Source organism: Mesorhizobium sp. WSM4310 (genome assembly GCF_007003935.1).
In the GTDB taxonomy this organism is placed as follows: domain Bacteria; phylum Pseudomonadota; class Alphaproteobacteria; order Rhizobiales; family Rhizobiaceae; genus Mesorhizobium.
Genome location: NZ_VFTA01000039.1, coordinates 14,112 through 27,822, shown reverse-complemented (window position 1 = coordinate 27,822; position 13,711 = coordinate 14,112). Strand labels below are relative to the sequence as shown.

The window sequence follows — 13,711 nt, the reverse complement described above, 5'->3', positions numbered from 1 at the left end:
TAAACGAGGTTTCAAGCGTTTCGCTTGCCCGTTCCCGGAACGTGTCTTCCCAGCGGCCAATGGTCAGCAGATATGCCGCGACCGGCCATAAATGCTTTTGTCTCCTCCTGCCGCAAATGGTGAGCCGAAAAGTGAGTCGGCGCAAGAAATTGCTGCGTGGAGGCTGCGCCCGTTGGCGGCCGCCCAAGGCCGCAAACGTGCCCTTCATGACCACGCCAAGTCGTCAGGAGTGATGGACCCGCTTGGTCCACGAAAGTGAGAGCGGGTGCTGTGGCCTAGTGGCGGACGGTGCTAGTCCAGATCCGCCACGGCCTCGCCCGCGCCGCCTTCGATGCGTTGCGACAGCGAGGCTTCCATGAAATCGTCCAGGTCGCCATCGAGCACGCTCGACGGGCTGGTGCTTTCGACGCCGGTGCGCAGATCCTTGACCAACTGGTAGGGCTGCAGCACGTAGGAACGGATCTGGTGGCCCCAGCCGATGTCGCTCTTCGAGGCTTCGGTGGCGTTGGCGATGGCCTCACGCTTCTTCAGCTCTTCCTCGTAGAGGCGCGAGCGCAACATCTCCCAGGCCTTCGCCCGGTTCTTGTGCTGCGAACGCTCGGCCTGGCAGGCGACCGCGATGCCGGTGGCGATATGGGTGATGCGCACGGCCGAATCGGTGGTGTTGACGTGCTGGCCGCCCGAACCCGACGAGCGATACGTGTCGATGCGCACGTCCGATTCGGAAACATCGATCTCGATCGTGTCATCGATGACGGGATAGACCCAGACGCTGGCGAAGGAGGTGTGCCGGCGAGCATTGCTGTCATAGGGCGAAATGCGGACCAGGCGGTGGACGCCGGATTCGGTCTTCAGCCAGCCATAGGCATTGTGGCCCTTGATCATCAGCGTCGCGGACTTGATGCCGGCTTCTTCACCGTCATGCACTTCCAGCACCTCGACCTTGAAGCGGCGGCGTTCGGCCCAGCGCGTGTACATGCGCAAAAGCATCGAGGCCCAGTCCTGGCTTTCGGTGCCGCCGGCGCCGGCATGGATTTCGAGATAGGTGTCGTTGGCGTCGGCTTCACCCGACAGCAGCGTTTCGACCTGTCGGGCCTTGGCCTCGCCCTGCATCGAACGGATTGCCGCCTCGGCCTCGGCGATGACGCCCTCGTCGCCCTCTTCCTCGCCGAGCTCGATCAGGCCGATATTGTCTTCCAGCGCCTGGGTCAGGCCCTTGACCGCCGCGATGCCCTCCTCGAGGCCCTGGCGCTCGCGCATCAGCTTCTGGGCTTCCAGCGGTTCGTTCCAGAGGCTGGCGTCCTCGGCCCGCACATTCAGGTATTCAAGCCGCTTTATGGCCTGATCCCAGTCAAAGATGCCTCCTCAGCAGGGTTATCGCCTGCCTGATCTCGTCGACAATATTCTGCGTTTCCGCGCGCATGGCCTGGTATTTTGTCCTGTTGCTGAAGTGACGCCTCGGTCGGCGGGATACATAGGGACGGCGCCGCCATGTGTAAAGCGAAATGGGCCGGCCCCAAGGCCAGCCCAGCGATCCGCATCCGACCCGTCAGTAAAGCCCACCGCTGCCGTCCTGGATGGCCTGGTTGGCCTGCGGCGACAGTGCGCCGCCCGACGCGTTGGAGCCGTCGGCGCCCATGCCGATCACCCAATAGCTGTCGGCGGGACCGGTGCCCGGCTTGAAGGCCTCGATGATGGTGCCCGGATCGCCCGACGCGGCACGCATACCCGTCTTGCGATTGATGGCGATCAGGTTCATGCCGTCCGGAACCTTGAAGTCGACATTGGGCGTGCCGTCCAGCGCCACGCGCATGAAATCCTTGAAGATCGGAGCGGCGAGACCGCCACCGGTGGCGCCATGACCAAGGCCGCGCGGCGTGTCGTAGCCCATGTAGAGGCCGACCACGAGGTTCGGCGTGAAACCGATGAACCAGGCGTCCTTTTCGTCGTTGGTGGTGCCGGTCTTGCCGGCAATGTGGCGGCCGAGTTCGCCGATGGTGGCGCCGGTGCCGCGCTGGACCACGCCTTCCATCATCGAGGTGATCTGATAGGCGGTCATCGGATCGAGCACCTGCTCGGAATTGTCGACCAGTTCCGGCTCCGGCTGGTTCTTCCATTCAGGCGCGTTGCAGCCTTCGCAGCCACGCTCATCCTGCTTGAACACGGTCTTGCCGTAGCGGTCCTGGATGCGGTCGATCAGCGACGGTTTGATCGACTTGCCGCCATTGGCCATGATCGAATAGGCCGAAACCATGCGCATGACGGTCGTCTCGCCGGAGCCCAGCGCCATCGGCAGATACGGCGCCAGATGGTCATAGACGCCGAAGCGCTCGGCATATTCGACGACCAGCTTCATGCCCATGTCGTTGGCAAGCCGCACCGTCATCAGGTTTCGCGACTTCTCGATGCCGGAGCGCAGGGTTGCCGGCCCGGCGACGGTGCCGTCATAGTTCTTCGGCGTCCAGGTCGTGTTGCCGCTCTGTATGGTGATCGGTCCGTCCATGATCACCGAGGCGGGCGTATAGCCATTGTCGAGCGCCGCCGAATAGACGATCGGCTTGAACGAGGAGCCCGGCTGACGCATCGCCTGGGTGGCGCGGTTGAATTCGGACTGCGCGTAGGAGAAACCGCCAACCATGGCCAGCACGCGCCCGGTGTGCGGATCCATGGCGATCAGGCCGCCTTCCACCTCGGGAACCTGGCGCAGGCTGTAGGCATTGTCGGAGCCTTCGTTCTTCTGCACGAAGATGACGTCGCCGGGTTTCAGCACATCGGCCGGCGACTTGGCCTTGACCGTCTTGCCGTCGACCATATGGCGCATGGCAAAGCCCATGTCGTCCTTGCTGACGGTGCCTTCGACCCGTTCCTTGACGATGTCGCCCGATGCCTGGCGCGCGGGCTGCAGGCCTATCGAGAGGCCTGATGCCGAGGAGTCGAGCACGACGGCGAGCGACCATTCAGGGACGTCCTCCAATCCCTTCACGGCGCCCAGCGGGACGCCCCAGTCGCCGGACACGTCGATTGACGTCACCGGGCCGCGATAGCCGCGCAGCGTATCGTATTTGATCAAGCCGTTCTGCATCGCCTTGCGGGCGATGAGCTGAACTTTCGGATCAAGCGTGGTGCGAACGGACAAGCCGCCTTCGTAGAGCGCGTTCTCGCCGTAGCGGCCGATGATCTGGCGACGCACCTCCTCGGTGAAGTATTCACCGGCGAACAGATAGGTGCCGGTCCGGCGCGGCGTCACGCCGAGCGGCTCGGCCTTGGCCTTGATGCCTTCCTCGCGCGTGACGTAGCCATTCTCGACCATCTGGTCGATGACCCAGTTGCGGCGCTCGATCGCGCGATCGGCATGCTTGAAAGGATGGTAGTTGTTGGGACCTTTCGGCAGCGACGCCAGGTAGGCGGCCTCGGCCACGGTCAGCTCGTTCACCGACTTGTCGAAGTAGGTGAGCGCCGCGCCGGCGACACCGTAGGCGCCGAAACCGAAGAAGATTTCGTTGAGGTAGAGCTCGAGGATACGATCCTTGGGATAGGCCTGCTCGATGCGGAAGGCCAGGATCATTTCCTTGATCTTGCGCTCGTAGGTCTGGTCCGCGGTCAACAGGAAGTTCTTGGCCACCTGCTGGGTGATCGTCGAGGCGCCGACCTGGCGCCTGCCCGAGCCGAAATTCTGCAGGTTGACGATGATGGCGCGGCCAAGGCCGGTCACGTCGATGCCGGGGTGGTTGTAGAAGTTCTTGTCTTCCGCAGACAGGAAGGCCGCCTTGACGCGATCCGGGATAGCCTGGATCGGCAGATACAGGCGCCGCTCGCGCGCATATTCGGCCATCAGCGATCCATCCGAGGCATGGATGCGCGTGGTCACCGGCGGCTCGTATTTGGCCAGCACCTCGTAGTCGGGCAGATCCTTCGACAGATGGCTGATGTAAATCGCAACGCCCGCCGCGACCAGAAGGGCCAGCGTCGTGCCGATGCCGAAAAAATAGCCAATGAGACGAATCATACCCGCTCCAGTCCTTGGTTCGGGAATTTCCTAAACGAAGCCGCCTTCCACGCAAGCTTTCGAGCCGGTCCCAATCCGTATTCGAAAACCCATGTCGCCACCATGTGGACAAAATACGGCAAGGCCCGACTTCGTGACCGCCCGCCGCAAAATAAAGGCACCGGGTGTTGTCATACAGCAACGCCGCCTCTGGTTGCAGGCGCCGCAAGACATGTCAACCTCCGGTTCCGACCCCGGCCCTGGCGGATGCGAACAGTGCAACGGCATTGGTGATGCTTTGTGCCGCCTTGCCGCGCCATTCCGCGTTAAGCAGCTGCGCCTCGTCCTTGGCATTCGAGAGATAGCCGAGTTCGACCAGAACCGATGGCACGTCCGGCGCCTTCAGCACCTTGAAGCCCGCGGAACGCTGCGGATTGTTGATGAGACCGACGCTGGTCGACAGCTGGCCGACCAGCGTGTGGGCGAAACTCATCGAGAAGGTGTGCGTCTCACGGCGGATCAGGTCGATCAGGATATCGGTCACTTCCTTATTGTCGTCCTTGATGACCATGCCGGCGAACTGATCGGAGAGATTTTCGCGGTCGGCGAGCGCCTGCGCCTCGGGATCCGACGCCTTGTCGGAGACGGTGTAGACGGTGGCGCCGCGGATGCCCTTGACGCTGATCGTATCGGCATGGATCGAAATCAGCAGGTCGGCCTCATGCTGGCGGGCGATGCGCACGCGGTCGTCCAGACGCAGATATTCATCGGTGTCACGGGTCATGAAGACATCGTATTTGCCGATGGCCGCGAGCTTGTCGCGCAGCTCCGTGGCGAAGGCCAGCGTGACGTTCTTCTCGATGGTGCCGTTCAGACCCTCGGCGCCGCCGTCGACGCCACCATGGCCGGGATCGATGACGACGGTGAAGCGGTGGCCGGGATTGGAGACCGGTCCGGTGCCAACCCGCCCGCCCTTGTCGGTCGAAACCGTCGAGCCGGTGGTCAGCGCCTGGTTGGCAAGGGCGGCGTCGAACTCCCGTTCGGAGGCGGCCGACATGTCGATGGCAATGCGGTAGCCGGTTCCGTCCTCATTCTTGAGCACATCCAGCTTGTCGACGGCGAACGGCCCCTTGCCGGTGACGATCAGCCGGGAAACGCCCTCGCCGAGCGCGCCCAGCCGCACACCCTTGACCAGGCCCCGCGGCTTCAAATCCTTGGCGTCGATGGCCAGCCTGGTGTTCGCCAGATCGATGACCAGACGATTGGGTCCGCGCAGCAGAAACCATTTGATATCAGGCTCGCGATCGAAATCCATGACGATGCGCATCTTGGTGGCATCGCCCGCCATCTTGTAGCCTTTTGCCACCAGCGGCGCATCGGCGGCGTCGGCAACGGAGAAAAAGGCTTGGGAAATCACCACCAGCAGCGACAGGCATAGAGCGGCAAGAATCCGGCTGCCAACACGACATCCCTTGTCTGTGAAGTCTGCCAGTCCCATCTCTCTTCCAGTCGCTCCCGGTTTGGCGCCAGGCGCCCGCTCGTTTCGTCGAAGTGCCGGTTAGGCCGCGAACTCGATTAACGATTGGTATCCAGAGAAGGTTAACCAAGCCTTTTCACGCAGGGTTCGGACCCAAGCTTACGTTACGGAACTGCTTTTTGCCGGCATCGGAAATCGGGGTTGCCTTCCACCCCGCCAAATCATAAAAGCGATAGTGGATCACTGCAATCCTGGAACCGCCCTCCTCCGCAGCTTCCTGCTACAGGGTCAGATGAAAGGCGGCTCCTTTCGCTTCACGCGAAAAGGCTTCAGGTGATTGCGACGAATTTCGCAGGTGTGCTCCCGTGGCGGGGGAATCACCTGCGTGAGGAAAACGGCCGGGTTTGTTCCCGTGCCGGCTCTGTATGAGCAAACAAGCTGGTCCGGTTTCCGGGCTTTGGTTCAAAAGGTTCCGCTGGTGACGATGGCTTCAAGCGCAATCATGGAAAGGTCCGCATCAAACCGCGCCAGTATGGCAGCGGGCGGCACCGCCATGACACGCGGGCACCGTCCGGCGGACATTCAATTATCCGGCACCCACTCTCCAGACACACAGCAGCGGGCTTTGCCCCGCCAGCTGCGGCTGACGGCTGCCGGGGGGAAACGAAATAATGCCCAACAAAATGCTGATAGACGCCTCCCACCCGGAGGAAACACGCGTTGTCGTCGTACGCGGTAGCCGTATCGAAGAATTCGACTTTGAATCCCAGGACAAGAAGCAGCTCAAAGGAAATATCTACCTCGCCCGCGTAACGCGCGTCGAACCCTCCCTTCAGGCAGCCTTTGTCGAATATGGCGGCAACCGTCACGGTTTTCTCGCCTTCAGTGAAATACACCCCGACTACTACCAGATCCCGGTCGCCGACCGTCAGGCATTGCTGCGCGCCGAAGCGCAGGAAGCCGAGGACGAAGAGGACGAGGATGGTGACGGCGATGACCGCCAGAGCCGCGATCGCGGACGGCGCGGACGCCGGCGCGGCGGCAAGAGCCGCGAGCGCGGTGAGCACAAGCGCGATACCGGCGAGGCAGGCGAAGGCTCCGGCGAGCCAAGCGAAGGCAACGACATCGGCGACATCGCTGTCGAGGAGATTTCACCCGAGATCATCGAACACGCAGCCGATACATCGGAACATTCAGATCCCTCGGGGCATGCCGATACATCAGGCCATGATGAAGGTTCCGCCGAGCAGGACGAAACCGAAACCCGCGAGGGTGGTCCGACATCGATCGCCGCCGCGGTCGAAGGCGATGTGATTTCCGAACCTGTCTCGCAGACGGAACAGGCCTCTGAAACCACATCCAGCGACAATGATCGCGGCATGCTGGAGGAAGTACAGTCCTCGCATCCCGACGATCACGAGGTCGAATCGGTCGGCGCCGAGGATGCTCTGGAAGAAGTGCGCAACCGTCGCAAGCCGGTGCGCCGCCAGTACAAGATCCAGGAAGTGATCAAGCGCCGGCAGATCCTGCTGGTTCAGGTCGTCAAGGAAGAGCGCGGCAACAAGGGCGCCGCACTCACCACCTATCTGTCGCTTGCCGGCCGCTATTCGGTGCTGATGCCGAACACGGCGCGCGGCGGCGGCATTTCGCGCAAGATCACCAGTGCGGTCGACCGCAAGCGCCTGAAGGAGGTCGTTGCCGATCTCGAAGTGCCGCAAGGCATGGGCGTCATCCTGCGCACCGCCGGCGAGAGCCGCACCAAGGCCGAGATCAAGCGCGACTACGAATATCTGATGCGGCTTTGGGAAAACGTCCGCAGCCTCACCTTACAATCGACGGCCCCTGCCCTGGTCTATGAGGAAGGCAGCCTGATCAAGCGCTCGGTGCGCGACCTCTACAACAAGGATATCGACGAGATCCTTGTCTCCGGCGAGGAAGGCTACCGCGAAGCCAAGGACTTCATGCGCATGCTGATGCCGAGCCACGCCAAGGTGGTTCAGCCGTTCCGCGATACGACGCCGATTTTCGTGCGCAACGGCATCGAGGCGCAGCTCGACCGCATGCTGCAGCCGCAGGTGACGTTGAAGAGCGGCGGCTACATCATCATCAACCAGACCGAGGCCCTGGTTGCCATCGACGTCAATTCGGGCCGCTCCACCAAGGAGCACTCGATCGAGGACACCGCCCTCCACACCAATCTGGAAGCGGCCGAGGAAGTCGCCCGCCAGCTCAGGCTGCGCGATCTTGCCGGCCTGATCGTCATCGACTTCATCGACATGGAGGAGAACCGCAACAACCGCTCCGTCGAGAAGCGGTTGAAGGATCACCTCAAGAACGACCGGGCCCGCATCCAGGTCGGCCGAATCTCGCATTTCGGTCTGATGGAGATGTCACGCCAGCGCATCCGCGCCAGCGTGCTGGAATCGACCATGAAGCCCTGCCCGCATTGCGGCGGCACCGGCCATGTCAGGTCCGATTCGTCCGTCGCGCTGATGGTGGTGCGGGCGATCGAGGAATTCCTGCTTAAGGATTCGCGCAGCCACATCACCGTGCGCACGCCGGCGGCGACCGCGCTCTACGTGCTCAACCACAAGCGCGGCACGCTGGTGGAACTCGAAAGCCGTTTCGGCCTGACCATCACCATCGAGGCCGACGATACGGTTGGCGCGCAGCATTACGCGATCTTCCGCGGCGCGCTGGCCGAGAAGCCCGAGGGCTTCGTCGAGGTGCGCAGCCTGCCGGCCTATGTCGAGCCGGAAGAGCCCGAGGACGATATTGCCGTCGTCGAGGAAGACGATGAGGTCGTGGTCCAGGCCGAGCAGCCGCGCCAGCAGCCGCAGCAGCAGCCGCGGCCTGCCGGCAGCGAAGATGGCGAAGGCCGCGACCGCAAGCGTCGCAAGCGCCGCAGACGGCGCGGTGGGCGAGATCGCGACCGCGAGCATGGCGCCCCGACGGACGGGGCATCCACCTCCACTCCGGCCGGCGATTTCGCCGGCGCGGCAGACGTGGCAGGCGATGACGACGGCGAACAGGACGACGACGCCCCGATCGTTGCCAGCGCGTCCGACGAGGCGGTGCAGGCCGCCGATGACAGCCAGGGCAAGAAGCGCCGGCGCGGCAAGCGCGGCGGCAAGCGCAACCGTCGCGAAGACGGTGAAGGCGAGACCGAGGCAAGCGCCAATGAGGCGACCGAGGCTTCCGAAGCCGATGCTTCCGAAAGCGAGCCTGCCTCGATCGAGCCGGTGGCTGTTGCTGCCGCGACGGAAGAGCCGGTGGCCGCGGTGAGCGAAGAGGTGGCGAGCACCGAGAAGCCCAAGAAGCCGCGTCGTGCAGCCAAGCCGAAGAAGGCAGCCGCCGAAGCCGTGGCCGAAACGACCGTCGCCGAAGCGGCCGCGGAAACGCCGGTCGAAACACCGGTGGCGGTTGTTGAAGAGACAGCGGTTGCACCCGTTGCGGAAGAGCCTTCCAAGGCCCGTCCGTCCAGGCGCAAGCCCGCGGCAATCGATGCACCGGTGGTGCCGGTGGTGTCCTCGACCGTCGCCGATGAGCCGGAAGCCAAGACCGAAGAAAAGCCGAAGCGCGCCGGCTGGTGGCAGCGGAAGGGCTTTTTCTAGGCCTTTCAACTGGTTGAAGTGGCTTTTTAATAAGAAAATCCCGCGCCGATCGAAAGACGGCGCGGGATTTTTCACATCGGGCGTTCCAACCGTTGGCGAAACGCTGGCTAAGGCGCGAAGATCGACCAGTTCATCATCCTGGCCAGCTTTTCCAGCGCGATCGAACCCAGCTTGGAATTGCCGTTGGCGTTGAGACCGGGCGACCACACCGCAAGCGATGCCACACCCGGCACAATGCCCAATATGCCGCCGCCGACGCCGCTTTTTCCCGGAATGCCGACACGGAAGGCGAAATCGCCGGAGCCGTCATAGTGGCCGCAGGTCAGCATCATGGCGCCGATCCGGCGCGCCCGTTCGGCCGACACCACGGAATGGCCGGTCGCCGGGTTCCTGCCGCCATTGGCGAGGAAGCGGCCGGCCATCGCCAGCTGCCGGCAACTCATGGCTATGGCGCAATGGTGGAAATAGACGCCCAACGCCAGTTCCGGCGCATGATGAAGATTGCCGAAGGATTTCATGTAGTTGGCGAGCGCGAAGTTGCGATAGCCGGTGGCACGTTCGGACGCCGCGACCTCGTGGTCGATGATGATGCTCTCGTCGTCGGCAAGAAACTGGATGAAGCGCAGGATCTCGCCGATCGCCTCGCGCGGCTGGTGACCGGCAAGCAGTATGTCGGAAATGACGATGGCGCCGGCATTGATGAACGGATTGCGCGGAATGCCGTTCTCGTGCTCGAGCTGGACGATCGAGTTGAACGGGTTGCCCGAAGGCTCGCGCCCTACCCGCTTCCACAGCGCGTCGCCGACATTGCCGAGCGCCAGCGTCAAGGTGAACACCTTGGAGATGCTCTGGATCGAAAATGCCTGGTCGGCATCGCCCGCCATCAGCACGCGGCCGTCATTGGTGACGGCGGCAATGCCGAATTTCCTTGGATCGACCTTGCCCAATTGCGGAATGTAGGTGGCGACATCGCCACGATCGGTGCGTTCGGCCATTTCGGCGGCGACCTCAGCCAATGCCTGATCAAGTTTGGGGGCCTGTTCGAGTTTGGTGGCCTGTTCGAGTTCCGGCATGGCGCTACCTCAACCAGCGTTCGATGCGCGCCATCGCCTCGACCATGTCATCGTGGCTGCCGGCATAGGAAAACCGCATCGTGCGATGTCCGGCCTGGGTGTCGAAGTCGCGGCCGGGCGTCGCCGCCACATGCGCATCGGCCAGCATCTTGCGCGCGAAGGCCATGCTGTCATTGGTGTGGCGGGTGACATCGCAGAACGCATAGAAGGCGCCGTCCATGGGCGCGGCCAGCGGGAAGCCGAGTTCCGGCAGGCGTTTCATCAGCAGTTCACGGTTCCAGGCATAGCGGCCCTTGACCGCTTCCAGCTCTTCGGTCGCGGCAAAGGCTTCGATCGCGGCGATCTGCGACAGTTCCGGTGGCGAAATGTAGAGGCTCTGGGCGATGCGTTCGACCGGCCGCACCAGCGCTTCCGGCAACACCATCCAGCCGATGCGCCAGCCGGTCATGCAATAGTATTTCGAGAAGGAATTGATCACCGTGACGCTATTGCCGAAGGCAAGTGCGGTGGTGTCGGGCGCACCATAGGCCAACCGGTGGTAGATCTCGTCGGAAATGACGGCGATGCCCAGTGCCTCCGCCGTCTCGACCAGCGCCGACAGTTCGTCGGCCGGTATGACGGCTCCGGTCGGGTTGGCGGGACTCGCGAAAAGCACACCCTTCAACGGCTTCTCGCGATGCGCGGCCTCCAGGTGACCGGCATGCAGATAGGCTGCGTCGCCAAGCTCAATCTCGACCACATCGATGCCGAGTGCCGCCATGATGTTGCGATAGGCGGGATAGCCGGGTGCCGCGACGGCAACGCGATCGCCCGGATCGAACATCGCCAGGAAGGCGAGATTGAAGGCCGCCGACGAACCCGTGGTCACCGCGATCCGCGCGGGCTCGACTTCGAGCCTATAGTGATCCGCGTAATGCGCGGCGATCGCCTCGCGCAGGCCAGCCAGCCCCAGTGTGTCGGTGTAGCCGATGCGGCCGACCTGCAAGACCTTGGCCGCGGCGGCGCGAACCCGCGCGGGCGCCGGGTCGGACGGCTGGCCGACCGCCATGGAGATCACCGGCACTCCTTGCGCCTTCAGCCGGTTCGCTTCGGCCAGCACATCCATGGCGTGGAATGGCTCGACATTGCCGCGACGTGAGAGCGAAACGACCATTTTATCCCTATCCCGACGGTTTGGCGCGCCGCGCCCCCGAATACATGCGCCGCACAAATGCCCGATTGATGTGAGGATCACAAGTTGAGGAAGTTTCCGGTGCCGACTTTTCATCTTTCGCCCGCTCGTCTACCAGTGGACACGTCATGTTGAGCCGACCCAGATCGACGATTGCCAGGATTGCGCGTGTTTTCACGACGCTTTCGCTTGGCCTTGCCGTTGGCGTGGCAAGTTCGGTCACCGCCTTCGCCCAGAGCGTTCCGGTGGTCCGCGATGCCGAGATCGAGGCTTTGGTGCGCGACTATGCGCGGCCGATCTTCAAGGCGGCAGGGCTGGCGAATGACGGCATCGACATCGTCCTGGTCAATGATTCCAGCTTCAACGCTTTCGTCACCGGGCGACGGCTGTTCATCAACACCGGCGCGCTGATGACGGCTGAAACGCCCAACGAGATCATCGGCGTCATCGCGCACGAGGCCGGCCATATCGCCGGCGGCCACCAGCAGAAACTGCGTGACCAGCTCGAGCGCGCCAAGACGATGGCCATCATTGCGACCTTGCTTGGCGCGGGTGCGATGGTCGCGGGCGCGACCACCAACAGCCGCGGCCTTGCCGGCGCCGGCATGGGCGTGGCCGCCGGCGGCGGCGAGATGGCACAGCGCAGCATCCTCGCCTACCAGCGCACGGAGGAGATAACGGCCGACCGCTCCGCCATCACCTATCTCAACGCCACCGGCCAGTCCGGCATGGGCATGCTGAAGACGTTCCGCCGCTTCCAGACCGCGCTGTCGCTTTCGGGTGCGCAAGTCGACCCCTATCGGATCAGCCACCCGATGCCGCAGGAGCGCATCGCCAATCTCGAAGTGCTGGTGAAGCAGAGCCCCAATGTCGACAAGGTCGACCCGCCGGCGCTGCAGCAGCGCCATGACATGATGCGGGTTAAGATCGCCGTCTACATGGAAGGCCAGGCCACCGCAGCGCGGCTGATGCAAAAAATGAGAGGCAGCCTCGCCGGGCAGTATGGCGACGCCCAATCGACCTACCTTTACGGCGACATCGCCGGCGCGCTCGCCAAGACCAATGCCCTGATCAAGGCGCAGCCGAAGAATGCCTATTTCCAGGAGTTGCGCGGCGACATCCTGATGAAAGCCAACAAGCCCAAGGACGCGGCGGAAGCCTACGCCAAGGCGGTCAGCCTCGATCCGGCGCGGTCGGGCTTGCTGCCTGTCTCGCTCGGCCAGGCGCTGATGGCGGTCGGCACGCCTGACTCGCTGAAGAAGGCCGTCGTGCAGATCAACAATGGCCTGGGACGCGACAAGGAAAATTCCGAAGGCTATCGCTACCTGGCGCAGGCTTACGGCGAGCTGGGTGACATACCGGGCGCCGAGCTTGCCACGGCAGAAGGTCATTTCTATTCCGGTAACTACAAGGATGCGAAGATCTTCGCCATGCGGGCGCAGCAGCAGATGAAGCGCGGCGAGCCGCGCTGGATACGCGCCCAGGACATCATAAACTACAAATCGTCAAACAAGATCTAGTGAACCTTCCGGTCACGCACTGCAACACAGCCGGACCAGGAAACAGGCAAAAGGAACGAGAACGATGAAAAAGGCACTACTGCTGGGCACCACGGGGGTCGCTGTAGTCCTTGCCATGCTGGCTTTCGGTTTCGTGGCCGGCAGCCCACAGATCGCCAAGGCCGGTACGGCACAGCCCGTCCAGACGGCGGCCGATACCAAGATCGACCGCGCCGAGGTCGAAGGGATCATCCGCGACTATCTCCTGAAGAACCCGGAAGTGCTGCTCGAAGTGCAGGACGCGCTCGAAGCCAAGCAGAAGGAAGAGCAGCGCATCGCCGCGCTCGGCGTCATCAAGGACGCCAAGGACCAGATCTTCAACTCCGCCTTCGATGGCGTCGTCGGCAATCCGAACGGCAAGGTGACGATCGTCGAGTTCTACGACTACAATTGCGGCTTCTGCAAACGCGCCATCGAGGACATGCGGGCGCTGACCAAATCAGATCCGGATCTGCGCTTCGTGCTCAAGGAGTTCCCGATCCTCGGTCCGGATTCGCAGAAAGCCAGCGTCGTTTCGATGGCGTTCCACTTGATGATGCCGGAAAAGTACGGCGAGTTCCACAATGCGCTGCTCGGCGGCCAGGGGCGCGCCACCGAGGCGGCCGCGATCAAGATCGCGCTTTCGCTCGGCGCCGACGAGGCGACGCTGCGCGAGAAGATGAAGGATGCTTCGATCCCCGAGGCCTTCTCCAAGACCTACGATCTTGCCAACAAGCTGGCGATCACCGGAACGCCGTCCTACGTCGTCGGCAACGAGGTCGTGTTCGGGGCTCTCGGCCAGGAGGTGTTGGCGGAAAAGATCAAGGCGGTGAAAGCCGCACTTTGATCAGCC

8 protein-coding genes are annotated in these 13,711 nt (G+C 63.1%); 3 read left to right on the top strand and 5 right to left on the bottom strand.

Translation table 11 applies throughout. From position 1 onward, the window contains the following. Nucleotides 1-291 precede the first annotated feature (291 nt). The 3 genes from prfB to FJV80_RS29165 form a co-directional block, all read right to left on the bottom strand. Nucleotides 292-1,423 (bottom strand): peptide chain release factor 2 gene (gene prfB, locus FJV80_RS29175; RefSeq protein WP_140892126.1). Its coding sequence is split into 2 segments (ribosomal slippage): nt 292-1,356 and nt 1,358-1,423, totalling 1,131 coding nucleotides; the frame shifts between segments, so codons are not numbered across the junction. A gap of 126 nt (nt 1,424-1,549) precedes the next feature. After that, entirely contained in the window at nt 1,550-4,006 is a 2,457-nt protein-coding gene (locus FJV80_RS29170; protein WP_142878080.1) for a penicillin-binding protein 1A, read from the bottom strand. A 214-nt stretch (nt 4,007-4,220) separates the two neighbouring features. Then, entirely contained in the window at nt 4,221-5,483 is a 1,263-nt protein-coding gene (locus FJV80_RS29165) for an N-acetylmuramoyl-L-alanine amidase (protein WP_095791495.1), read from the bottom strand. Between the two features lie 650 nt (nt 5,484-6,133). Here FJV80_RS29165 and FJV80_RS29160 point away from each other — a divergent pair. Further along, nucleotides 6,134-9,076 (top strand): ribonuclease E/G, encoded by a 2,943-nt coding sequence (locus FJV80_RS29160; protein ID WP_142878079.1) that lies wholly within the window; start codon nt 6,134-6,136, stop codon nt 9,074-9,076. Between the two features lie 107 nt (nt 9,077-9,183). Here FJV80_RS29160 and FJV80_RS29155 read toward each other — a convergent pair whose 3' ends face one another. Further along, nucleotides 9,184-10,149 carry a glutaminase gene (locus tag FJV80_RS29155; RefSeq protein ID WP_142878078.1) on the bottom strand — a complete coding sequence of 322 codons (966 nt, stop codon included), beginning with the start codon at nt 10,147-10,149 and terminating at the stop codon, nt 9,184-9,186. 4 nt (nt 10,150-10,153) lie between these two features. Then, nucleotides 10,154-11,302: an aminotransferase class I/II-fold pyridoxal phosphate-dependent enzyme gene (locus tag FJV80_RS29150; protein ID WP_142878077.1), complete on the bottom strand. Its 1,149-nt coding sequence runs from the start codon at nt 11,300-11,302 to the stop codon at nt 10,154-10,156. A gap of 146 nt (nt 11,303-11,448) precedes the next feature. Here FJV80_RS29150 and FJV80_RS29145 point away from each other — a divergent pair, with 146 nt between their 5' ends. Together FJV80_RS29145 and FJV80_RS29140 are read left to right on the top strand one after the other, a co-directional pair. Next, complete coding sequence (locus FJV80_RS29145; RefSeq protein ID WP_142878076.1) at nt 11,449-12,840, top strand: M48 family metallopeptidase; 1,392 nt, start codon at nt 11,449-11,451, stop codon at nt 12,838-12,840. 64 nt (nt 12,841-12,904) lie between these two features. After that, a complete protein-coding gene (locus tag FJV80_RS29140; RefSeq protein WP_142878075.1) occupies nt 12,905-13,705 on the top strand; it encodes a DsbA family protein in 801 nt (266 codons plus the stop codon). The last annotated feature ends 6 nt before the right edge of the window (nt 13,706-13,711 follow it).